Genomic DNA, 23016 nt, shown 5'->3' with positions numbered 1-23016 from the left:
CCGGGCCCTCTCCAGCCCAGTCGATATTTGTATTGTACCCTTTTTCCTCTGCTGAGGCAAGGCACATTTTCCATCCCATTTGTCCGCCCTCAGCGGACAGGCTCCACCGTTCTCCCCCTGAAAATCACCTCGCGCACCTGGAGGTCACGGTCCAGCAGCACCAGGTTGGCCCGCTTGCCCGGCTCCAGGGAACCCACCCGGCTGTAAATGCCGATGGCCCGGGCGGGATTCACCGCAGCCGCCTTCACCGCGTGGTGAAGGGGAATGCCCATCTGTACTGCCGTCACCATACAGGCCATGAGGTCGGTGGCCGAACCGGCCAGGGTACCGTCGGCCAGGGTGGCCCGGCGGCCCTCCACGTGGACATCCTGTCCGCCCAGGGTGTAGTCCCCGTCGGGCATACCGGCTGCCCGCATGGTGTCGCTGATGAGGATGACCCGGTCAGGCCCAAACATGCGGAAGGTGGCCCGGACCACCGACGGATGGACGTGGACACCGTCGCAGATGAGTTCCACCCGGCTCTCAGGGGTATCAAAGGCGGCCCCAACCACCCCCGGCGCCCGGTGTGCAAAGGGGGGCATAGCATTATAGAGGTGGGTCACCTGCCGGGCGCCGGCCTGGAAGGCGGCCAGGGCTGTCTCGTAGTCGGCGGCGGTGTGTGCAATGGAGACGCACACCCGCCCCCCCACCTGTTGGATAAAGTCCAGAGCGCCTGGAAGCTCCGGCGCCACAGACACCAGCTTCACCAGGCCCTTGGCCTCATTTTGCAGTTCCCGGAAGAGGGCGGTGTCCGGGTTTCGGAGCCAGGCGCCGTTTTGGGCGCCCTTTTTCTCCGGAGAGAGGAAGGGACCCTCCAGGTTGATCCCAACCAGATCGGCGCCGCCTTTGGCGGTCTCCCGGTGGCGGCGGGCGTTGGCACACATGGCCAGCAGAGCCTCCCGGTCCAGGGTCATCCCCGCCGGGCAGATCTGGGTGACGCCCCGGGAGAGCTCATAGTCGGCCATGACGGCCAGCCCCTCCGGGGAGCCATCGCTGAAATCCTCTCCCCGGCAGCCGTGGAAGTGGAGATCGGTGAGGCCGGGAATCAGCCAGCAGCCGTCGGCCTCCACCACCGTATCGTCCCCGCTGCGGTAGGAGATAAGCTCTCCGTCGGTACACAGATCCCGGCGGGCAAAGCCGTTCTGCACATCAAACACATTTGCGCCGATGATCCTCACTGCAATACCCCCGCTTCTCTCAGGCCGCTCAGGGCAGCCACATCGCCCACCAGCACCACATCCCGGTGGAGCTGCAAAATGGAGGCGGGCATTTCCGGCGTGATGGGGCCGCAGAATGCCTTGCGCACCGCCTCCGCCTTGTCGGCGCCGCTGACCGCCACCAGCACCCGCTTAGCGGACATGATGGTGCCGATGCCCATGGTGATGGCCTGACGGGGCACCTCGTCACGGTGGGCAAAGAAGCGGGCATTGGCCTCAATGGTGCTCTTGGCCAGATCCACCACATGGGTCTCCCGAACGAAGGCCGGCCCAGGCTCGTTGAAGCCGATGTGGCCGTTGTGTCCCATGCCCAGCAGCTGGAGGTCGGTCCCGCCCAGGGACTCCACCAGGGCGTCATATCGGCGGCACTCCGCCTCCGGATCGGCGGCCAGGCCGTCGGGGACATGGGTGCGTTCCAGGCGGATGTCCACCTGGTCAAAGAGGTTGGTACGCATGAAATAGCGGTAGCTCTGCTCATGGTCGGGCCCCAGGCCTCTGTATTCATCCAGGTTCACCGTGGTGACGTCACCGAAACTGAGCAGGCCCCCCCGCTCCCAAGCGGCCAGCTGACGGTAGGCTCCCACTGGCGTGGAGCCGGTGGCCAGGCCCAGGACACAGTCCGGCTTCCGGATGACTTCGGCGGCGATTATGGCCGCCGTCCGGCGGCTCATGGCATCGTAGTCGGCTTCCTGATAGATCCTCATTCCCCTGTTTCTCCTTTTGATTATTCTGACTGTGCACGGCGGGCCTCAGGTCTGTCCGCCTCTCACTGCCCCTATTATATCGGTATATCCACCAAAAGCCAAGGGGGAGACAGGCTTTTTCCCACCGCATCTTGTCTATATCCCAGAATACGGAAAAAGCAGAGCGGATCTGTCCCGCTCTGCTCTCCCTTCACTCAATCAATAGAGGCCTTTGATGATATCCGCACAACGCTCAATCCCCAGCGTCCCGCTGTTCAGGGTGATGTCGTAATTCTGCGCGTGGCCCCACTTCATGTTGGTGTAGAACCGGTGATAGGCCGCACGGCGTTTGTCCTTGTCCTTCAGCCGCTGTTCCGGAGATGTCTCCCGTTCCCCGTACACCTCCACGATGCGCCTGGCCCGGAAGTCCATATCCGCGTGAATAAAGACCCGCAGGCAGTCCGCCTTGTCCCTGAGAATATAGTCGGCACACGGGCCCACGATCACACAGGGTCCCTTTTCCGCCAGGTCCGTAATGATCCTGCACTGGACCTCCCACAGATAATCCTCGTTGGTGGGCCCGAAGGCACGGTTGGTGAGGTTGGACAGAACGCCCACAGGGGCACATTCGCCGTTGTCCCTGATATACTGCTCATCAAAACCGCTCTCTTTCGCCATTTTCTGGATCAATTCACTGTCGTAGCACGGCAGCCCCAGCGCCTCTGCCACCTTTTTCCCGATGGTGCGGCCGCCGCTCCCGAATTCACGGCTGATGGTAATGATTCTATGTTTCATAACGCTCGCTCCTTTCACTGTATCTCCATCTCCGCCGGTGATTCAGCGGTTTCCATTCCCTTCAGCTGCTTTCTCTCATAAATCAGCAGTCCGACCGACAGCAAAAAGGCCAAACCGTCGGCCACAGGGCCGGTCCACAGCACGCCCACTACACCTAGGAATTTGGGCAGGATCAGCGCCGCGGGCACAAAGAAGATGATTTGACGCGCCAGAGACAAGATGGCCGACTTGATTGGCTTGCCCACCGCCTGGAGATAGACAGCGATCACCGTCTGAAAACCGGTCAGGGGACACAGCAGCAGGAACGTGCGGAAGGCCATAACAGCAAACTCATTGTAAAGCCCCTCTTCCGAGCCAAACAGGGACACCACTGTCATGGGAGCAAACTGGAAGATCAGGAAGGCAATGATGGCGATGATCTCAGAGACTACGATGGCAATGTCCAGCGCCTTTTTCACACGGGTAAAATCCTTGGCGCCATAGTTGAAGCCGATGATCGGCTGAGCCCCTACGGCGATACCGACCAGGATGGAGATAAGGATCTGGTTGACCTTCATGACGATGCCCGTGGCCGTCATAGGGATCTCGGAACCGTAAATGGACAAAGCGCCGTAGGAAACCAGCAGATTGTTGGTCAGCGCCATGACGATGGTGATGGCAAACTGGGTGATGAAGCTGCTGATACCCAGACTGAGCACTGTGGCGCAGGTCTTTGCTTTCAGGACAAATGCCGTGCAGTCAATCCGGAAGGTCTTGAACCGGAAGAGATAGGTCACCGCCATGATAAAGGTGGCCACCTGACCGATCACCGTGGCAATGGCTGCACCCTGCACACCCATATGGAAGATAAAAATGAACACAGGGTCCAGAATGGTGTTGATCACGGCACCCAGCGCCATGGACAGCATGGCATATTTGGGGCTGCCGTCGGCCCGGATCATAGAGTTGATCGCGCCGGGGATCATCATAAAGGGAAGGCCGAACCCAATGATCGTACCATATTGCAGCGCGTAGTCCCACAGGGCGTCGGTGGCGCCGAACAGGTTTAGGATGGGCTCAATCAAAATCAGAAATACGGCTGCTAGGACAATGCTGACTGCAACCACCATAATGATCGCATTGCCTACGCCCCGCTTGGCGCTGTCAATGTCTCCCTCGCCCAGCTTCAGACTCAGATAGGCGGCTCCGCCGTCGCCGATCATCAGACACAGGGCCAGAGCCACAATGGTGATGGGAAACACGGCATTCGTGGCGCCGTTGCCCAGATAGCCCACGCCCCAGCCGATGAAGATCTGATCCACGATGTTATACAATGAGTTCACCAGCAGGGAAATGACACATGGGACGGCAAATTTTACGATCAGCCTGCCGATGGGCTCCGTCGCAAAAGGACTCTTGGCTTCTGCTGCTTCTTTTTCCATCATTGCATCTCTCCTTATTAAGTAACTAGTTACTTATTTGAGTAAAAAAGCAGGCAGCGCGCCGAGTTTTCTCCTCAGCACACTGCCTGGGGAATTCAGTTTTAACCAGCCGTCTCACTCCGCGTCGATGTTCTCCAAGAGCATATCCGCCAACTGGTGCAGGGCCTCCTGCTGCTCCCGGGTGAAATTCCGGCACAGCTCGGACAGTACCTCCTCATCCTGTTTCAGGATCATGTTGTGGATTCCGGCCGACCGCTCCGTGCAGGTGATCTTCTTGTACCTCCGGTCCAGGTCGCTGGGAACACACCGGATGAAACCCTTGCTTTCCAGACGCTGGAGTAGCTTGGTCATCGCAGGATGGGTGACATGCTCGATCCGCTCCAGGTCGTTTTGGTGGATCTCCGTCTCTCCGGCAGCCTCCAGACGGCTGACCGAACCAAGCACTCGCAGCTGCACAGCGGTCAGGCCCATAGCGCTGGCCTTCTCGTCCAGCTTTTTACGGAATGCCCGGTTGATGACGGCGAGCTTCAGACCAAACGGCATTTCGCCCACAGTGCTCCACCTCTCATAAATAAGTAACTAGTTACATAATAGATCTGTCCACAGCATTTGTCAAGGCCGGGGAGGGATACAAAAAAGGGACACTGTGTAAACAGTGTCCCTTTGAGCCTGTCGACAAAGTCGACAGGCTCTCTCAAAAATGCAGGCATTTTTTCGAAAAGATGCAGGCCGCTGCATCGCACTCGCTTCGCTCGCACGTTTGCGGCCTGAGCAGTGTTTTTTCCGAGGCACATGTCCCCTGAAAAAACAGACTGTACTTGATTCCGTCGTCTGCGGACGACGGAACTCTGCGAGGCTCTTGCACAAAATCTGACGTATATGCCCTTTTTCGACAACCTGAAAGGGACACTGTGTAAACAGTGTCCCTTTTTTCGCTTGTAATCTCAGCGCATGCCCTTGTCGTAAGGGATACCCTCGGCCTTGGGGGCTCTGGACTTCTGAGAGGTGAAGGCCAGCACCACCAGGGAGACGATATAGGGCAGCATGTTGTAGACGGAGCTGGGCAGGTTCAGATTCTTCAGCAGGTCAAAGCCGGTGTAGACATTGCCCAGAGCCCGGAAGAGTCCGAAGAGCAGGGCCGCCAGGGCGATGCGGGTGGGCTTCCACTGACCAAAGATCATAACGGCCAGGGCCAGGAAGCCGAAACCGGCCACGCCGTACTCGAACTTCCACTCGCTGACGCCGGCGGTAATATAGACGATGCCGCCCAGGCCTCCAAGGAAGCCGGAGATGAGGACGCCGGCATAGCGCATGCGGTAGACGTTGATGCCCACGGAGTCGGCCGCCTGGGGATGCTCGCCGCAGGCCATGAGCCGGAGGCCAAAGCGGGTGCGATAGAGGACCACCCAGGAGCAGACGAGGGCTATCAGGGCCATCAGCATGAACCAGTTGAACTCAAAGCCGCCGATGTTGACCAGAAAGGCCTTTTTCTGCTCGATATACTGGATGGTAGCAGAGACGTTGCCGGAGTCGGCAGCGGTGTTCATGGCCTTGACGAAAACAGTGGCAGCGGCGGTGGCCAGCAGGTTCATGGCGGTGCCCACCAGAGTCTGGTCGGCCTTGAAGTTGATGGCGGCCACAGCCAGCAGCAGCGAGTAGAGCATGCCGAAGATTACGGCGGCCAGGACCACCAGCACGATCATGCCGATGTCCGGAAGTCCGGCGGGAGCAAACTTCATCATCAGGGCTCCGCCCAGGGCGCCCATGACCATGATGCCCTCCAGACCGATGTTGATGACGCCGGAGTGCTCGGAGAAGCAGCCGCCCAAGGCCACCAGGATGAGGACCGAGGCGAAGATAATGGTATATTGGATCAGCAGCAGCATTATGCTTCCCCTCCTTTCTTCTCCTGGGCCGCACGGCGCTCAGCACGGCGGTCCAGCCAAGCGGTGAGCGCTGTCTTGAAGAAGAACACAAAGCCGCACAGGTAGATGATGAGCGAAGAGATGAGGTCAGAGATCTGGGCGGAGTACATGGTCTTGTCCACATAGGCGCCGCCGTTGGTGATATGCTGGATGAAGTAGGAGGAGAAGATGGCGCCGATGGGGTTCAGACCGCCCAGGAAGGCGGCGGCGATGCCGTTGAAGCCCATGGCCGGCACAGAGGACTGAGTGCACTGCCACTGCTCGAAGCCGGTGAGGAAGAAAGCGCCGGCGCCAAAGCCGGCCAGGCCGCCGGCGATGACCATGGTAAGGATGATGTTGCGCTTTTCCTGCATGCCGCAGTATTTGGCGGCGAACTTGTTGCCGCCGGTGGCCCGCAGCTCATAGCCCAGCTTGGTCTTCTCCAGCAGCACCCAGATCAGGATGGCCACCACCACCGTCATGGGGATGGCGATGGTGACATACTGGTTGTTGGCGAAAAACTCACCCAGGCCCAGGCTGGGGATGATAGCGGAGGGGTTGGTGCTCGAGAGGGTCATGGTGTAGGGACTGGCCGACTCCTTCACGTTGCTCAGCAGGGCATTGACCAAATAGAGGCTGATCCAGTTGAGCATGATGCAGGAGATGACCTCGTTGACGTTGCGGTAGGCCTTCAGGGCACCGGAGATGCCGCCCAGGATGGCACCGGCCAGGATACCGGCGATGAGGCAGACGAACCAGGGCATCTGGAGACCCAGTGCGCAGTAGAGGCTGGCGCCGGCGCCCACCACATACTGGCCGGCGGCACCGATGTTAAAGAGGCCCACCTTATAGGCGAAGAGCACCGACAGGGAGCACATGAGTAGCGGCGCGGTCTTGACCAGGGTGCTGCCCAGGTACTTCATCCGGGCGGGGCCGCTGGGGTAGTAGAAAAAGTTCTTGACGATGGTCAGGATGGCCTCCCAGGCGCCGGCGGGGTTGATGGCCAGGAGGACCAGATAGCCGATGATGAGGCCAATGATGATGCACAGCAGAGAGGCCAGCAGGGACTGCACACCTTTATTGCGCAGGATCGAGTTTTTCTGTTTCATCCCTTAAGCCCCCTTCCGCTTGGCGCCGGCCATATAGAGGCCCATTTCTTCCACCGTGGTGGTCTTGGGATCCAGCTCGCCCACGATCTCACCCTCGTACATGACCAGGATGCGGTCGGAGAGGGCCATGACCTCGTCCAGCTCCAGACTGACCAGCAGCACGCCCTTGCCGGCGTCACGCTGAGCCACGATCTGCTTGTGGATATACTCGATGGCGCCCACGTCCAGGCCGCGGGTAGGCTGGACAGCCACCAGCAGCTCGGGATCGCGGTCGATCTCGCGGGCCACGATGGCCTTCTGCTGGTTGCCGCCGGACATGGATCGGGCGGTTGTGATGGGGCCCTGTCCGGAACGCACATCATACTGTTCGATGAGCCGCTCAGCGTACTCCCGAATGGCCTTACGCTTCAGGAAACCGGCTCCCGAAACGAACTGGGGCTCAAAATACCGCTGGAGCACCATGTTGTCCTCCAGAGTGTAGTCCAGCACCAGGCCGTGTTTGTGCCGGTCCTCGGGGATGTGGCTCATACCCATGGTAGAGCGCTTACGGATAGAGGTATGGGTGATATCCTGTCCGCACAGGGTGATCTTGCCCGCCTTCACGGGCTCCAGACCGGTAATGCCGTAGACCAGTTCGGTCTGGCCATTGCCGTCGATACCGGCGATACAGACGATCTCTCCCCCGCGGACGGTAAAGGAGACATTTTTGACGGCGTTGTTGTTGCTGTGAACCTTGGAGGCCACGGTGATGCCCTCTACCGAGAGGATCACATCCTTGGGCTTGGCCTCCTCCTTGTGGACTACAAAGTCCACGTCACGGCCCACCATCATCTTGGAGAGCTCCTCCTTGGTGGTGACGGGCACGTCCACAGTGCCGATATACTTGCCCTTGCGGAGCACGGTGCAGCGGTCGGCCACTGCCATGATCTCGTTGAGCTTGTGAGTGATGAAGAGGATGCTCTTGCCCTCGGCCTTGAGCCCACGCATGATGTCCATGAGCTCGTCGATCTCCTGGGGGGTGAGGACGGCGGTGGGCTCGTCAAAAATGAGGATCTCGTTGTCCCGGTAGAGCATCTTCAGAATTTCGGTACGCTGCTGCATACCCACGGTGATGTCCTCCACCAGGGCGTCCGGGTCCACCTTCAGTCCATATTTGTCAGAGAGGGCCATGACCTTCTCCCGGGCCTCCGCCTTCTGCAAAAATCCGCCCTTGCAGGGCTCCACGCCCAGAATGATATTGTCCAGCACGGTGAAGCACTCCACCAGTTTGAAGTGCTGGTGGACCATGCCGATGCCTAGGTCGTTGGCGTCGTTGGGGTCCTTGATCTCCACCACCTGGCCATCCTTTTTGATGGTACCCTCTTCCGGCCGATAAAGGCCGAACAGGACGCTCATCAGCGTGGACTTACCGGCTCCGTTCTCGCCCAGAAGCGCGTGGATCTCACCTTTCTTCAACTGGAGCGTAATGTTATCGTTGGCAACGATGCCGGGAAACCGCTTGGTGATGTTCAGCATTTCGATGGCGTATGGCTGCTCCAAGCTTACCGCCCTCCCTCTTGTCGCATAGTATCTGCCGGACCGCCCGCGAAGCGCCGGTCCGGGGGGCTTCCGCCCCAGGTCCGCCCGGCATTCTTACACCGTGCGGAGGTAGCATGTATCGGGACACATGGTTCTTTACTATTGTACTATATTCAGGCGCATAATTCAAAACAAAAATGTTCGATGTGCCATTTTTCTCACCCGTCCGCAAAAAGGCCGCCGCGGCAGGATGAACAGATCCAGTAAAAACGGACAGTGACAAAAGCCCCCCTGATGTAGGAAAATAGACTACATCAGGGGGTTTTGTCATGAAGAAACGAAATTACACACACGTTCAAATGCTTTTACCAGAGATCAAGGCCATGTTGGCAGAGGGGAAAACACAGCGGGAAGTCGCAGAATACCTTTTCCGAAGCCAATGAGATGATTGACCGCTATATTTACTTCTATAACCATGAGCGCATCCAGTTAAAAACTGGAGAGGCGCCGCTGGCGCGACGCCTCTCCGCTTAAAACTTAATCTTTCCTACTAAGGGCTCTTTTTTGTACTGTCCGCACAATCTGGGGCAGTTCAGGAGCCGCGGCGGCCTTTTTTCAGATCCGAATGGATCTCTTACTTAATGTTGCCGTACTCGTTGACGGTGATGACGGTAGCGTTGTCAGCAGCAGCCACGGACACGTCGTTGGAGACGGTGATGGTGCCATCATACATACCGGCCACCAGAGCCTTGTAGTCGTCCTGAGTGAAGGTGTCGCTCCACTGAGTGGACTCCATGGGCAGCTGGACGTAGTTGGCAGTGGAATCGTCGCCGGACACCAGGCCCAGGGTCTCGATCTGGCCGCCGTAGTTGGCGAAGTTGCCGTCCATGACCTCCTGGAGGAGGTGCTTGGTGGTGTTGGCCAGGCCCTTCATGGCGGAGGTCACGGTCATGCCCTCGCCGTAAGCGTCGATGATGGCAGCCTGGTCCACGTCCACGCCGATGACCTTGCCGCCCACTTTGGCAGCGGCCTCGGCAGCGGAGGTGTAGATGCCGCCGCCGCAGGCGAAGACGACCTCAACACCCTGAGTCTGATACCAGTTGTCCATGTAAGCGGTGATGTCGGCATCGCCGAAGAACTGGTTGCCGTAGACGTACTCCACGGTCACGTCGGCGCCGTTGCCCAGCTCGGCGGCAGCGGCGTCAGCGCCCTGCACGAAGCCGTAGCCGTAGCGCTGCACAGCGGGGACAGCCATGCCGCCCAGGAAGCCCAGGTGAGTGTAGCCCAGCTTCACAGCGGCGTAGCCGGCCATATAGCCGCACAGCTCTTCCTGGTACACAGCGCAGTAAACATTGGAGGGGACGGTGTAGTCAGCGCCCAGGTCACCCTCGCCCACGTCCAGAGCGATGAAGGTGACGTCGGGATACATCTCAGCGGTCTCCTTGATGGTCTCGGCGAAAGCATAGCCGGGCATCACAACCACGTTGTAGCCCTCGGCTACAGCGGCGTCCACCATGGCCACACGCTCAGCGGTGGAGTCACCGGCGGGCTTATAGTAAGTAAACTCCACGCTGTTGGCGGTGCAGAACTCGTTGCAGGCCTCATAGGTGGTCTGGTTGAAGGACTGGTCGGTGATGTCGCCGTAGTCGGTGATCATGGCCACCTTCATGTCGGTGGCGGAAGCGGTCTCGGCGGGAGCGGTCTCAGCGGGAGTGGTGGTCTCGGGGGCGGGAGTCTCGCTGCTGCCGCCGCCGCAGGCAGCCAGGGAGAACACCATGGCGCCAGCCAGAACAAGAGCGGAAAGTTTCTTAAAATTCTTCAAGCTGATCTACCTTCCTTTCAAAATCAGTGCCCGGTATGGCCTAGACATCTTCAAAAATGGTCCATCCTCCCGAGCACGGGCCTATTATATCGCACATTTTACCGGAGCGCAACCGAAATTTCGCGGTTGTCAAAAAAAGTTTACGGTTTTGTTACAAAAGTGTTAAATGATCCTGGTCCGCCCAAGCGGCTCTTGGGGAAATGGACGGCTGCTCACCTAAAAAACAGCGGAGACCGTCTTTCGGACGGTCTCCGCTCCCCGCAAAACGCGGTTTAGATATCAATATCCCTCGCCCTGCTGGCCCTTTACCAGCTTCACGATACGGGAAGTGCCCAGGCGATCGGCGCCCAGGGCCAGGAAATCCTCGGCGTCCTTCAGGCTGGAGATGCCGCCGGCGGCCTTGATCTTCACGCCGGGGCCGACGTGTTTAGCGAACAGGGACACGTCCTCCCGGGTGGCGCCGCCGGTGGAGAAGCCGGTGGAGGTCTTGATGTAATCGGCACCGGAGGCAGTGATGATCTCGCACATCTTGATCTTTTCCTCCTCAGTGAGCAGGCAGGTCTCCACGATGACCTTGAGGATGCGGCCCTGGCAGCTCTCCTTGACGGCCTTGATCTCGGTGAGGAGGTCGTCCCACTTCTGATCCTTCACCCAGCCGATGTTGATGACCATGTCGATCTCGTCGGCGCCGTTGCGGATGGCGTCCTCGGTCTCAAAGACCTTCACGGCGGTGGTGGAGTAGCCATTGGGGAAGCCGATCACGGTGCAGATCTTCAGGTCGTTGCCCACATACTCGGCGGCCTGACGCACATAGGAAGCGGGAATACACACAGAAGCGCACTCATATTTACGGCCGTCATCACAAATCTCCTTGATCTGCGCCCAGGTAGACTCCTGCTTCAGGAGGGTGTGGTCACAGTGGTTCAGGATCTCCTTTACGTCCATAGATAACATCCTTTCTCGATTTGATGGCTTATTTCACTTCGATCAGCTCATAATTTCGGGTGCCCAGGCCGATCTTCTCGGCGTGCTCCAGGCAGGAGCGCCAGTTGGTCTCGGGGAAGTTGTTGCAGAAGTGGTCATGGTGGTCCTCGCAGCCCTCGGTGTGGAGGTACTGATCCAGGCGGCTGCCAGGCATGACGGGCTGACGCAGGCAGGCGTCCGCGCAGGCCTGGTCCAGAGCCACCGCGTCAAAGGAGGCGAACATACCCACATCGGGGATGATGGGGATGTCGTTCTCAGCGTGGCAGTCACAGAAGGGAGAGACATCCATGACCAGGCTGATGTGGAACTGGGGACGGCCGTCCACCACGCCCTTGGCGTATTCGGCCATCTTACGGTTCAGGTCGTCGTTGGCGCTGGAGTTCCGGTTGATGATGGCGTCGAAGTTGCAGGCACCCAGGCAGCGGCCGCAGCCCACACACTTGTCCTGGTCGATGAAGGCCTTCCGGTCCTCTCCGTAGGAGATGGCGTCCTGGCCGCACTGCTTGGCGCACTGACGGCAGCCCACGCACTTCTTCTGGCGGACCTCCGGCTTACCGGAGTTGTGCTGCTCCATCTTGCCCCGGCGGGAGCCGCAGCCCATGCCGATGTTCTTGATGGCGCCGCCGAAACCGGTGGCCTCATGGCCCTTGAAGTGGGTCAGGCTGATAAAGACGTCGGCGTCCATCACGGCCCGGCCGATCTTGGCGGTCTGGATATACTCAGCGCCTTCCACGGGCACCTCCACATCATCGGTCCCCTTGAGGCCGTCACCGATGATGATCTGGCAGCCGGTGGAGAAGGGGGAAAAGCCGTTTTCATACGCAGCGTCCATGTGCTCCAGGGCATTCTTCCGCCGGCCCACATAGAGGGTGTTGCAGTCGGTGAGGAAGGGCACGCCTCCCATGGATTTGACCACGTCGGCCACTACCTTGGCGTAGTTGGGCCGGAGGAAGGAGAGATTGCCCGGCTCACCGAAGTGGATCTTGATGGCCACCAGCTTCTTCTCCATATCGATCTCGCCTATGCCGGCGGTACGGATGAGCTTTTCCAGCTTCTTCAGCAGATTGGTGCCGATGGGAGCTCTCAGATCAGAAAAATATACCTTTGCCTGTTCCATATCGTCATTCCTCTCATTTTTTACATCAGATGGCATAGTAGACCGCTTTGCCGTCCGCCGCCTCCCGCCGGATCTGTCCCAGCGCAGTCAGGTGGTCCAGGTGGGACATGCACTCGCCCACGGCGAACCACTTCTGCGCCACCGGGAAGTCCGCCCAGGAGCTGGCCCTGATCTTCCAGGTCATGTGGCCGGCCAGCTCATAGGCCCCCCGTCCCGGGTGGGCCTTCACCACGTTCAGAGCCTCCTCCAGCCGCCGCTGATGGTGGCAGAGGAGCTGGTCGACGCGGGTCTTCAGGTTTCCGCTCTTCCGGTGACCGGGCAGGGTGAGCTCTGGCTCAAAGACCCGGATCTTTTTCAGGCTCTCCAGGTACGAACCCAGCGCATCCGGCAGAACGGGCCAGAACGTGATATTGGGCGTGATGTCAAAAAGCACATGATCCCCGGTGAAGAGGATACCCCGCTCCGGCAGCCAGTAACACATCTGTCCTGGTGTGTGGCCGGGCATGAGCAGACACTGGATGCGGCATCCGCCCTTCTCCAGGATCTGACCATCGGCAAGCCCCAGATAGTGCCCCCCTGCGGGCGGCGCCATAGACCGCGCCGGGTTGGTCTCATTCATATTGGCCATCAGGTGACGGGGGAAGCCCTCCTCCCGGAAGCGCTCCTCCATCGTGTTCCAGTACCGATCCCGGTACGCCCGGTCATCCAGGCTGAGGCGGTCCACCTCACTGATATAGATGGTCTGCTCTCCGGCGGCCTCCGGCGCCAGACCGGAGTGGTCGGAGTGGAGGTGGGTAAGCAGGACCTCTGTCTCCCCACGGCGGATACCGAGCTCCCTCAGCCCGGCAAAGAGCGCCTCCCGGCAGGCCGGCTGACGGAAACCGGTGTCGATGAGCAGGTTTCCATCCTCACCCTTCAGGAGGTAAGCGTTGAGTTCCTTGAGCGGATTGCCCACCAGGGGCACCGGGATTCGGTAGATCCCGGCGGCGATCTCTTCTGGCATAGCGGCGCCTCCTACTATATTGTGATGTTGATACGTATAAACATATCACATTCGGAGAAACTTGACAATCGCATTTTCCCAATGGCAACGAAAGGCGCCCGCTCCGATGAGCGGGCGCCTTTATTAGGATGCGTTGGGTTTTGCTTAGTAGTTCTCGGCCTTGATCTCGAAGTAAGCCTGAGGATGGGCACACACGGGGCAGACCTTGGGGGCCTCGGTGCCGTACTCCAGGTGGCCGCAGTTGCGGCAGTACCAGACCTTGACCTGGGCACGCTTGAAGACCTCGCTGTTGGAGAGGTTCTCGGCCAGCTTCACATAGCGCTCCTCGTGGCTCTTCTCGATCTTAGCCACAGCGGCGAAGGCATCGGCCAGAGCGTGGAAACCCTCCTCACGAGCGGTCTCGGACATCTCCTTATACATGTCGGTCCACTCCTCGTGCTCACCCTCGGCGGCGGCCAGGAGGTTGGCGGCGGTGTCGCCGATGCCGCTGAGCGCCTTGAACCACAGCTTGGCATGCTCCTTCTCGTTGCCGGCGGTCTCCTCGAAGATAGCGGCGATCTGCTCATAGCCCTCCTTGCGGGCCTTGCTGGCGAAGTAGGTATACTTATTGCGGGCCATGGACTCTCCGGCAAAGGCTTTCCACAGATTGGCTTCCGTCTTGCTGCCCTTCAGTTCCATAAGAAAATCTCCTTTCAAAAATCAGATTCAAAGGTGGAATGAGCCGTTCATGGGCTCAAATTTTCATTACTCCTGGCCCTTCCAGTAGCCGTGGAGGTTGCAGTACTCGTAAGCGGTAACAGGCTCGGCGCCACCGGTCTTCATCACAGGCTCCTCACCGGGCTTGGTAATCTGGAAGGTGACCTTGTTGCCGCTGACGGCGGCGATGAACTGAATGTAGTGCTCCTCCAGCATGGGGTGGATGGTGGAACCCACCTGGACGGTGACGTGGTTGCCGTCACGGGTGACCTGGGGGACATGCTTCTCCAGAGCGCCATCGGTGGTGTTGGGCACCAGCTCCTCCATCTTCTGGCCGCAGCACATCAGGGGCACGCCCTTATCCACAACCTTGAATACAATATTGCCGCAGTGAGCACAACGATACAGCTTGAGTTCCATAGATTTGACCTCCAATTTATTCATTCTTTTCTATCACTAGGTCCGCCTTCCGCGGACAAACGGGACATGATTACGCGGGCCTTAATGCCGCGTGGCACAGTGGGTGCAGATACCGGAGAAGACCAGATCATGGCGGTCTATCTGGTGTCCGCTGAGCACACCCACCTTTTCATCCAGGGACGCATCGTATTCCACGCCCTCCAGAGTGCTCGTGGGTCTCCATCAGGCATTGATAAATAAGCTCCCGCTGCTTGGAGTAACGCTTTCCAGTCATAACTCACTTCCCTCTAATCAGTAATCATTCTTTTTACTGATTAGAGTATAGCAGAATCCTTATGGAAATGCAAGCCCTATTTTTTGATTTTTCAAAAATTTTTCCGGGGCTAGACCGTGCGTTACCGCACACACTAAAAGCGGTTGGGAACCTTACTTTAACAATGCGGAGGCAAGGATATGAAAAGACCCTATCTTGCGCTGATCTGCGCCCTGGCGCTGCTCCTGATCGCGGCGGGCTGCTCCAGCCAGCCCAAGGTGTCCCCCACGCCCGACACGACGGTCATTCCCTCGGAGACGCCATCGGTCAGTGAGACGCCGTCCACCAGCGACATGCCCATGGAGACGGACAACTATCACGCCGGTGAAGATGGGCAGGTGGACCTGGACGAGGACGGCCTCACCAGCGATGAGCACAGTATGATCGAAGATGCGAAGAACGCGGCGAACGAGGCCAAGGATACTGTGGAGGACGCCGCAAGGAATGCCGGAGACGCGGTGAAAGGCGCCGCGGAAGGGACTGGCCGGGCCATTGAGAAGGCCGGCGACACGCTGACCGGCCAGCGCTAAACGGAAAGCAGCGTGGAACACACGATAGTTGTGTTCCACGCTGTTTTTTCCATTTTGAAGAGGTTCTATACCCTCAGCGGGTCTGCCCGCGGGCATATTCCGCCGCTTGCTCCTGTTCATCACGGTCGGCAAAGGCGCTGGCCGGGAAGAGCAGCATCTTCCTGTCCCGCCGGAAGAGGACCAAGCCCCAGTCCTCCGACTTCACCCCGCCGATCTGGCTCCACAGGGTGCGCTCCCGCTCGCCCGACCGGAGACTGTCCACCCCGCCGGGACCGATGGTGTCGGTGATGGGCCCCTCCAGCAGCTTGTGGAAGGCGTCCTTCTTCGCCTGCCGGCGGATGGCCCAGGCCATGAAGTCGGGCACGAAGTTCAGCCAGATGGAGCAGAGCGCCAGGCCGATGACCAGGATACCGATGGCGCTGATGATCTCACTCAGCTGTGCCGGCGGCACGGCGGTGAGGGTACCGATCAGAGTCAGGACGCCAGACACCAGCATGGGGACAGAGAGGATGGCCACCAGCACCGCCGCAGGCCGCCAGAAGAGGCGGGTGCGGAGGAAGGCCAGGTTGGCCCGCAGGAGGGCGGGCATCAGTGTTTCCGGCGTCCAGGCGTAGTGCAGGGTAAAGACGGCCTCCTCCGGCGCCGCAGGAGCCGACGTCTCGGCATTGGCAGTCTGGGGCGACCGGCCCTGCCGGGCCTCTGCGAGGCAGGAAAGGAAGGCCTCTCGCTCCCCTTCTCCGGTAAAGGCGCAGGGAGGCACCACCTCCCAGACGCCGCTTTTGAGATAGAGGAGGACATAGCCCTTCTTCTCCCACACCTCAGAGATGGCGTCATAGGACTCCACCCGGCGCCCCACGCCGAAGGTCTCAGCCACTCCGTCCTTGGTCAGTGTCAGGGTCCGGGGACCGAAGAAGCCGTCCTCCCCCGCCATCAGCCGAACGCCGTGGAAAGCTCTCCGCCGTGCGGAGAGCACCCACAGGAAAGCCAGTGAGCCCACCAGTGTGACGACAGACAGGCCGAGCACGGTGCCAAAGTCCTCCTCCCACCGTCCGGCGGCCAAAACGACCGTCAGCATGACCAGCATCACAGCGCCGAACAGCGCCAAGGCCAGGAAAAAGAACCACTCTACCTTCCGAATCACATCCAGTGGCTTTTTGAGCCGTTTTTCATGGAGGAGAATCCCCCGTTGAAAGTCCTGCTGGGTCAGGTTATACCGCAGTTCCATAGGTCACCTCTCAATTTCAGATGCCCGTTAGACGGCGAAGGGCGCGGAAAAGTTTTCCGCGCCCTTTGTTTTTCTTTATTTTCTGCCCTTCCCCGGCCTGACGTTTTTCTTGGCCTTGGGCTTTGCCCAGCCGGCCTTCCGCTTGGGCTGCGGGTCATTGTGCTCTACCCGCTTGCCCTTCTGCTTGAGCTTCTGGTCCTCCCGCTTGGGTGGCTTTCCGCTCCGTCCCTGGGTCTTGCCCTTGGCGGGTGCGCCCGGCTTGCCGGTCCAGGCGGGCCGGTCGGGCCGGAGGAGACACTCCTTCCCGTAGCCGATCAGATCCTCCCGGTGGGCCTCCCGCAGAGCCTCCTTCACCAGAGGCCGCTTTTCCGGCCGCTTCCACTGCATCAGCGCCCGTTGCATGGCCTTGTGATGGGCGTCGGTGGGGACGAAGACCGGCTTCATGGTCCGGGGGTCCAGGCCGGTGTAGTACATGCAGGTGGAGAGGGTGCCCGGGGTGGGATAGAAGTCCTGGACCTGCTCGGGCTGGCGACCCGACTTGTTGAGCCACTCGGCCAGCTTCACGGCGTCCTGAAGGGTGCAGCCCGGGTGGGAAGACATGAGGTAGGGCACCAGGTACTGCTCCTTGCCGTACTTCTGGTTGAGCCGCTCATACTTCTGCCGGAACTTTTCATAGACCTCGATGTGGGGCTTGCCCATCTCGTCCAACACCCCGTTGACGCAGTGCTCCGGGGCCACCTTCAGCTGGCCGGAGACGTGGTGCTTCACCAGCTCGGCGAAGAACTCCCCGCTAGGGTCCTTCATCATATAATCGAAGCGAATCCCGGAGCGGATGAAGATCTTTTTGATTCCAGGCAGTGCTCTCAGCTTCCGCAATAACATCAGGTAATCAGTGTGGTCGGCGTCCAGGTTGGGACAGGCGGTGGGCGACAGGCAGGCCCGGTTCTTGCAGAGGCCCGCCTTCATCTGCTTTTTGCAGGCGGGGCGGCGGAAGTTGGCGGTTGGGCCGCCCACGTCGTGGATATAGCCCTTGAAGCCGGGGTGCTTGGTGAGCTCGGTGACCTCCCGGATGACGCTCTCGTGGCTGCGGGAGGAGATGATCCGCCCCTGGTGGAAGGCCAGGGAGCAGAAGTTGCAGGCGCCGAAGCAGCCCCGGTTGTGGATGACGGAGAAGCGGACCTCCTCGATGGCGGGGACGCCCCCCATCTCGTCGTACATGGGGTGGGGCTCCCGGACGTAGGGGAGCTCAAAGACGGCGTCCAGCTCCTCCGTGGTGAGGGGCATGGCGGGGGGATTGCAGATGAGGAGCCGATCCCCGTGGCGCTGGAGGATGGCCTTGCCCACGATGGGGTCGTGCTCGTTGTACTCCACCATGTTGGCTTGCGCGTAGGCCCGCTTGTCGTCCCGCACCTCCTCGAAAGAGGGGACCTCTACCATGGGGTAGGCGCACTCCCCCGGGTTTCTGCCCACGAAGCAGGTGCCCTTCACGTCGGTGATCTCAGAGATGGGGGTGCCGGAGGCCAGCCGGACGGCAATCTCCCGGGTGGCCCGCTCCCCCATGCCATAGACCAGCAGGTCAGCCTGGGCGTCAAAAATGATGGCGCGCCGGACCTTGTTCTCCCAATAGTCGTAGTGGGCGAAGCGGCGGAGGGAGGCCTCCAGGCCGCCGATGACCAGGGGGATGTCCCCAAAGACCTCCCGGATGCGGTTGGCGTAGACGATGGTGGCCCGGTCGGGGCGCAGGCCCGCCCGTTTTCCCGGGGAATAGGCGTCGTCGGTCCGGCGGCGCTTGGCCACGGTGTAGTGGGCCACCATGGAGTCGATGTTGCCCGCCGAGAGCATCACCCCCAGCCGGGGACGGCCCAGGGCGGTGAAGGCCGCGGGGTCCCTCCAGTTGGGCTGGGCCATCACGGCCACCCGGTAGCCCTCCGCCTCCAGCACCCGGGAGATGATAGCCGGGCCGAAGGAGGGGTGGTCCACGTAGGCATCGCCGGTGATGATGAGGAAGTCATAGTCCTCCCAGCCCAGGTCCTTCATGTCCGCTTTGGAGACGGGGAGAAATCGGGTGTTCATAGCGTATACCCCTTAATATCAAAGAATCGGAAGGCGGCGGCCAGGGGCCGCCGCCGTTTTGGTTTATGGTTCGTCAGTCCGGCCCACCAAATAGTCAATGGTGACGCCGAAGTGGTCGGACTTCGCCCTGGGCTTTCGCCTGGGCGGTCAGCTGGTGGCCGAGATCTTTCGTTAAGAGAGCAGCGGTCCAGTTCACTCGCCAAAGCCGATGTACTTCTCCATAATGTCCAGCGGGACACGGGTGCCGGTGGCTTTGCACACCTTGTGGAAACCGTAGCGCTGGTAGAACCGCTGGGCCACCAGGTTGTCGGGGGCGCAGCGCAGGCGCAGGTAGTCCCGGCCCAGGGGGCGGTACACCGACACCGCCTGACCGATGAGCTGCACGCCCAGTCCCCGCTTACGGAAAGTGGGCATCATGTAGACGAAGGGGATGTAGCCCACCCCCTTGTCGGCGTCCCGGCGCAGGTCCAACTGGAGGACGCCGGCCACCTGATCGCCCAGCATGACACAGATGACAGAGTTATGGTCATAGCGCCACTGCTCCAGAGCGTCCCGGGCAAAGGCGTCCCCGTCGTAGTTGTCCCAGGAACCGTGGATGTTGAGCCAGGCCTCTCCCCGGCACTGCCGGTAGAAGTCGCTCTCCTTCTCCATGTCCAGGGGCTTAAACCACATGTTGGCGTCGGCCATGCTGCCGGTGTCCTGCTTCCACCAGCGCTGCTTGGCGAAGGTGGAGATCTCCTCGGGCAGGTGGCTGGCGTCGTCGTGAAAGACGATCCGAACGTCGTCCCCCTCAAACTCCAGCAGGGAGACGGCGGTGTTGTCGCTGTGGGGCAGCTTTGCCGACTCCTCCACGCTCAGGCCCTGGAAGACCGCAAGTGCGTTGCGGATGGCGGTACCGTGGCACACCACCGTCACGGTTTCATTGGGGTGGTTGTGGGCGATCTGACGGATGGCGCCGGAAACCCGTTCCCGCACCTCCTCAAAGCTCTCGCCCCCCTCCACCTTCCAGCGCCTGTCGGTGGTATTGAACCAGGCAAGCTGCTGGGCGTCGGTGCGGGCCACCTCGCCCCAGGTCCGGTCCTCCCACACACCCATGGATACCTCCCGGAGGCTCTTCCGGGTGGTAAGGGTCAGGCCTTTTTGCTCATAGATGGCCTTGGCGGTGGTGCGGGTGCGGAAGAGGTCGCTGGAATACACCGCATCCACATGGATGCCCTCGAACCGATGGGCCAGCGCGGCGATCTGCCGGTAGCCGTTGTCGGTGACCAGGCTGTCATACTGCCCGTGGATGCGGCGGTAGAGGTTGCCCTCCGCCTCCGCGTGCCGGACCAGATAGATCTTCGTCATTGGGGTTCTCCTTCTTTTCTCGTTCTCAAATGCCGCCCGGGGCTCACCAGGGCTTCACGGCCCCGGTAAGTTCGCTGATGCGGGCCAGGCCCTGCTTTTCCGCGTAGGCGGCCAGCTCGTCCCTGACCCGGACAGGGGCGTAGGCGTCGGCAAAGGAGGCGGTGCCCACCGCCACCGCCGTGGCGCCGACCAGCATGAGCTCAGCGGCGTCGGCGCCCTTGCTCACGCCACCCATGCCCAGGATGGGCACCTTGACGGCATCGGCCACCTCCCATACCATCCGCACCGCCACAGGCAGCACGGCGGGGCCGGAGAGGCCGCCGGTGTTCATCTTCAAAATGGGGCGGCGGGTGTTCACGTCGATGCGCATGCCCCGGATGGTATTGATGAGGCTGATGGCGTCGGCCCCGGCGCCCTCCACCGCTTTGGCGATTTCGGTGATGTCGGTGACGTTGGGGGAGAGCTTCACCATCACGGGGACGGTGGAACTTTTCTTGGCGATCTCGGTGACCTCGGCGGCCATCTCCGGCTTGGTGCCGTAGGCCAGGCCGCCCGCCTTCACGTTGGGGCAGGAGATGTTGACCTCGATCATGTCCACCCCCGCCGCCGACAGCTTCTCACACATGCCGCCGTACTCCTCCGGGGTGTTGCCGGAGATGTTGGCGATGATCTTCACATCGTGCTTACGGAGCTCGGGCAGCTCGTGGGCGATGAAGGCGTCCACGCCCGGGTTCTGGAGCCCCACGGAGTTGAGGATGCCCATGGGGGTCTCGGCGATCCGGGGGGCGGGATTGCCCTCCCGGCGCAGGGGGGTGAGCCCCTTGACGCAAATGGCACCCAGCTCGCTCAGGTCGAAGAACTGGCCGTACTCCCGGCCGAAGCCGAAGGTGCCGGAGGGGACCACGATGGGGTTTTTGAGCTCCACCCCGGCCAGATTCACCCGCAGGTCAGTCATTCCAGTCCACCTCCTTGGCATTGAAGACGGGGCCGTCCTTGCAGACGTGCTTTCGGCTGCCGTCGGCCATGTCGCAGGCGCAGACAAGACAGGCTCCCACGCCGCAGCCCATGCGCTCCTCCAGGGACACCAGGCACTCCACGCCATGGGCGGCACAGGCCTTGGCCACCGCCTTCAGCATTCCCTTGGGGCCGCAGGCCATCACCACAGGGGGCACCGGCTTGCCGGAGCAGGAGGCGCAGTCGACCGAGACGCAGGGCGTATTCTGAAGGAACTCCTCCACCAGCTCTGTCACAAAGCCCTTCCGGCCGGTGGTGCCGTCGTCGCTGATGACGCTCATGGAGCGGCAGCACTCGGCAAACTCATCGGTGAGCATCCTGTGGCCCTGGTCCCGGAAGCCCAGGGCGGCGTGGACCTCCGCCCCGGCGGCAGCGGCGGCCTTGGCCACACCCAGCATGGGGGGCACACCGATGCCGCCCCCTACCACCAGGATTTTTTTGGCCGAGCTGTCAAAGCCGTGGCCCAGAGGGCCCAGCACGTCCAGCTCATCTCCCACCTTCCTCCGGGAGAGCCACTCGGTCCCCTCTCCCCGGACCTCGAAGACCACCCGCAGGGTGGTCTTGTCCCAGGAACAGATGGAGATGGGCCGGCGGAGCAGCCGCTCCTCTCCGCACTTGATGTGGACAAACTGGCCGCAGGACGTCTGGGCCGCCATCTCCTCCCCCACCTCCAGGGTGAGGGCATAGGCATATTCGTTGAGGCGGACGGCCTCCGCCACGGTACAGATCTTCTGGACAGGCATCCAGAACCCTCCCTACTTCTTTTTCTCCTTGTCCCGCTCGATCCAGCGGGGGTCCCGGTAGAACTCGTACCGCCCGCACTGGGGGCACAGGTACAGGTCAGCCCGGGCGCACAGATAGTTGAGCCGGGCCGGCAAAAGGGCCGGGCTCAAATATTCCAGCACCGCCCCGCAGGCGGGGCAGCGCTTTTCCGTTGTCTCCTGCTTCTCTTCCACGGTCAGCCCTCCCAATCCGGCTTGTCGTCATTCCCGCCGAACCAGCGGCGCTTTTTCTTCTTTTCCGGCTCCGGGGCTTTTTCTCTTTGCGGCTCTTCAGGCCTTTTCACAGGCACGCAGCTCATGCCGCAGTAGATGCACCGCTCGCTTTTCCCCACCTGCCCACAGACAGGGCAGCGGTAGTCGGGCAGTTTTTCATAGAACTTCCGGCTCTCCTCCGCCTGCTTTTCCATCTGGGTCCGGTGCAGCCGGTCCTCTTCCCGCTCATAGAAGTCAAAATGGCCGCAGGTCGGGCAGCGGTAGAGCGCCGCATCGAAAAAGTCAGGGCTGAAGGGCAGTTCGTTTTTCAAGTGCGCATCCCGGAGGTAGACGGTCTCCCCACCGCAGGCGGAGCATTTTTTTGCTGTGCCTTCCGTATCCATGCCGCTCCCTCACTTTCGGTCGGGGGCACCGGGACAGGTCTCCTCCATGGTCTCCAGGTTTACCACGCTGCCGCAGATGGGGCATTTCCGCTCCCGGCGAGGATAGCCGCAGGTGGGACAAACGAAGATCTGGGAGCTGATCTCTCCCGCCTTCACCCGCTCCTGGAAACCCAGGAGCCAGGCCCGGTCCTCTTCCTCCTCCCGCCGCTCCGTCTCCCGGCGCTCCAGCTCCTCCTGGGGCAGATACAGCTCTCCCCTGCCACATTTCGGGCAGATGTGGAGCTCCATGGGAAAGGCCGGCAGATGGTCGCTGTTGGGGTCAGGCCAGCCCTCCATGCGGACCAGGCGTTCGTACTCCATGGCTCCGCCGCAGGCGGGGCAGGTCTTCTTTTCTCCCATATCGTTCAC

Annotated in this window: 24 protein-coding genes; 2 read left to right on the top strand and 22 right to left on the bottom strand. The window is 60.8% G+C overall.

Annotated elements, in window-relative coordinates; translation table 11 throughout:
• Positions 1-89 precede the first annotated feature (89 nt).
• The 8 genes from nagA to E0E29_RS14980 form a co-directional block, all read right to left on the bottom strand.
• Entirely contained in the window at positions 90-1217 is a 1128-nt protein-coding gene (gene nagA / locus E0E29_RS15015) for an N-acetylglucosamine-6-phosphate deacetylase (protein ID WP_130850528.1), read from the bottom strand.
• On the bottom strand, positions 1214-1960 hold the full coding sequence (nagB, locus tag E0E29_RS15010; RefSeq protein WP_130850527.1) for a glucosamine-6-phosphate deaminase: 747 nt from the start codon (positions 1958-1960) through the stop codon (positions 1214-1216). Before nagB ends, nagA begins: the two co-directional genes overlap by 4 nt.
• A gap of 198 nt (positions 1961-2158) precedes the next feature.
• The gene (locus tag E0E29_RS15005; protein WP_130850526.1) at positions 2159-2734 is read right to left on the bottom strand and encodes a cytidylate kinase-like family protein; all 576 of its coding nucleotides are present in this window, start codon (positions 2732-2734) and stop codon (positions 2159-2161) included.
• A gap of 14 nt (positions 2735-2748) precedes the next feature.
• The gene (locus E0E29_RS15000) at positions 2749-4158 is read right to left on the bottom strand and encodes an MATE family efflux transporter (protein ID WP_341273115.1); all 1410 of its coding nucleotides are present in this window, start codon (positions 4156-4158) and stop codon (positions 2749-2751) included.
• A 111-nt stretch (positions 4159-4269) separates the two neighbouring features.
• Positions 4270-4698, bottom strand: a complete 429-nt coding sequence (locus tag E0E29_RS14995; RefSeq protein WP_130850901.1) for a MarR family winged helix-turn-helix transcriptional regulator — start codon at positions 4696-4698, stop codon at positions 4270-4272.
• 401 nt (positions 4699-5099) lie between these two features.
• A complete protein-coding gene (locus E0E29_RS14990; protein ID WP_130850524.1) occupies positions 5100-6041 on the bottom strand; it encodes an ABC transporter permease in 942 nt (313 codons plus the stop codon).
• Positions 6041-7168 (bottom strand): ABC transporter permease, encoded by a 1128-nt coding sequence (locus E0E29_RS14985; protein WP_130850523.1) that lies wholly within the window; start codon positions 7166-7168, stop codon positions 6041-6043. Before E0E29_RS14985 ends, E0E29_RS14990 begins: the two co-directional genes overlap by 1 nt.
• Before the next feature lie 3 nt (positions 7169-7171).
• Complete coding sequence (locus E0E29_RS14980) at positions 7172-8683, bottom strand: ABC transporter ATP-binding protein (RefSeq protein ID WP_130850900.1); 1512 nt, start codon at positions 8681-8683, stop codon at positions 7172-7174.
• Between the two features lie 447 nt (positions 8684-9130).
• On the opposite strand from E0E29_RS14980, the gene E0E29_RS19315 reads away from it, so the two are divergent.
• Positions 9131-9220, top strand: a complete 90-nt coding sequence (locus E0E29_RS19315; RefSeq protein ID WP_207303613.1) for a hypothetical protein — start codon at positions 9131-9133, stop codon at positions 9218-9220.
• A 100-nt stretch (positions 9221-9320) separates the two neighbouring features.
• Here E0E29_RS19315 and E0E29_RS14965 read toward each other — a convergent pair whose 3' ends face one another.
• The 6 genes from E0E29_RS14965 to E0E29_RS14940 all read right to left on the bottom strand — a co-directional run bounded on the left by E0E29_RS14965 (position 9321) and on the right by E0E29_RS14940 (position 14728).
• The gene (locus tag E0E29_RS14965; RefSeq protein WP_242622519.1) at positions 9321-10508 is read right to left on the bottom strand and encodes a BMP family lipoprotein; all 1188 of its coding nucleotides are present in this window, start codon (positions 10506-10508) and stop codon (positions 9321-9323) included.
• Between the two features lie 279 nt (positions 10509-10787).
• Positions 10788-11453: a deoxyribose-phosphate aldolase gene (deoC, locus tag E0E29_RS14960; RefSeq protein WP_130850522.1), complete on the bottom strand. Its 666-nt coding sequence runs from the start codon at positions 11451-11453 to the stop codon at positions 10788-10790.
• A 28-nt stretch (positions 11454-11481) separates the two neighbouring features.
• On the bottom strand, positions 11482-12609 hold the full coding sequence (locus tag E0E29_RS14955; protein ID WP_130850521.1) for a DUF362 domain-containing protein: 1128 nt from the start codon (positions 12607-12609) through the stop codon (positions 11482-11484).
• A gap of 25 nt (positions 12610-12634) precedes the next feature.
• Positions 12635-13612: an MBL fold metallo-hydrolase gene (locus tag E0E29_RS14950; RefSeq protein ID WP_130850520.1), complete on the bottom strand. Its 978-nt coding sequence runs from the start codon at positions 13610-13612 to the stop codon at positions 12635-12637.
• Between the two features lie 144 nt (positions 13613-13756).
• The gene (gene rbr / locus E0E29_RS14945) at positions 13757-14290 is read right to left on the bottom strand and encodes a rubrerythrin (protein ID WP_130850519.1); all 534 of its coding nucleotides are present in this window, start codon (positions 14288-14290) and stop codon (positions 13757-13759) included.
• Between the two features lie 66 nt (positions 14291-14356).
• A complete protein-coding gene (locus E0E29_RS14940; protein WP_130850518.1) occupies positions 14357-14728 on the bottom strand; it encodes a desulfoferrodoxin family protein in 372 nt (123 codons plus the stop codon).
• Positions 14729-15181: 453 nt separating this feature from the next.
• Between E0E29_RS14940 and E0E29_RS14930 the strand changes: the two genes are divergently transcribed.
• Positions 15182-15571: a hypothetical protein gene (locus E0E29_RS14930; protein WP_130850517.1), complete on the top strand. Its 390-nt coding sequence runs from the start codon at positions 15182-15184 to the stop codon at positions 15569-15571.
• A gap of 73 nt (positions 15572-15644) precedes the next feature.
• Here the strand turns inward: E0E29_RS14930 and E0E29_RS14925 are convergent, their stop codons facing one another.
• The 8 genes from E0E29_RS14925 to E0E29_RS14890 form a co-directional block, all read right to left on the bottom strand.
• Positions 15645-16796, bottom strand: coding sequence for a YcxB family protein (locus tag E0E29_RS14925; protein WP_130850516.1), 1152 nt, complete (start codon positions 16794-16796; stop codon positions 15645-15647).
• A 75-nt stretch (positions 16797-16871) separates the two neighbouring features.
• Positions 16872-18869 carry a YgiQ family radical SAM protein gene (locus tag E0E29_RS14920; protein WP_130850515.1) on the bottom strand — a complete coding sequence of 666 codons (1998 nt, stop codon included), beginning with the start codon at positions 18867-18869 and terminating at the stop codon, positions 16872-16874.
• Between the two features lie 192 nt (positions 18870-19061).
• The gene (locus E0E29_RS14915) at positions 19062-20216 is read right to left on the bottom strand and encodes a bifunctional histidine phosphatase family protein/GNAT family N-acetyltransferase (protein ID WP_130850514.1); all 1155 of its coding nucleotides are present in this window, start codon (positions 20214-20216) and stop codon (positions 19062-19064) included.
• 43 nt (positions 20217-20259) lie between these two features.
• Positions 20260-21171: a dihydroorotate dehydrogenase gene (locus E0E29_RS14910; protein ID WP_130850513.1), complete on the bottom strand. Its 912-nt coding sequence runs from the start codon at positions 21169-21171 to the stop codon at positions 20260-20262.
• On the bottom strand, positions 21164-21973 hold the full coding sequence (locus E0E29_RS14905; protein ID WP_130850512.1) for a dihydroorotate dehydrogenase electron transfer subunit: 810 nt from the start codon (positions 21971-21973) through the stop codon (positions 21164-21166). The genes E0E29_RS14910 and E0E29_RS14905 overlap by 8 nt, the downstream gene beginning before the upstream one ends.
• Before the next feature lie 12 nt (positions 21974-21985).
• Complete coding sequence (locus tag E0E29_RS14900) at positions 21986-22186, bottom strand: hypothetical protein (RefSeq protein WP_130850511.1); 201 nt, start codon at positions 22184-22186, stop codon at positions 21986-21988.
• A 2-nt stretch (positions 22187-22188) separates the two neighbouring features.
• Complete coding sequence (locus E0E29_RS14895) at positions 22189-22608, bottom strand: hypothetical protein (RefSeq protein ID WP_130850510.1); 420 nt, start codon at positions 22606-22608, stop codon at positions 22189-22191.
• A gap of 9 nt (positions 22609-22617) precedes the next feature.
• Positions 22618-23007, bottom strand: coding sequence for a hypothetical protein (locus E0E29_RS14890; RefSeq protein ID WP_130850509.1), 390 nt, complete (start codon positions 23005-23007; stop codon positions 22618-22620).
• Positions 23008-23016: the final 9 nt, after the last annotated feature.

The sequence above is a fragment of the Intestinimonas timonensis genome, from assembly GCF_900626145.1.
Taxonomy (GTDB): Bacteria; Bacillota; Clostridia; order Oscillospirales; family Oscillospiraceae; genus Intestinimonas; species Intestinimonas aquisgranensis.
Note: the sequence above shows the minus strand (reverse complement) of the source record. Positions and strands in the feature narration are given on the sequence as shown.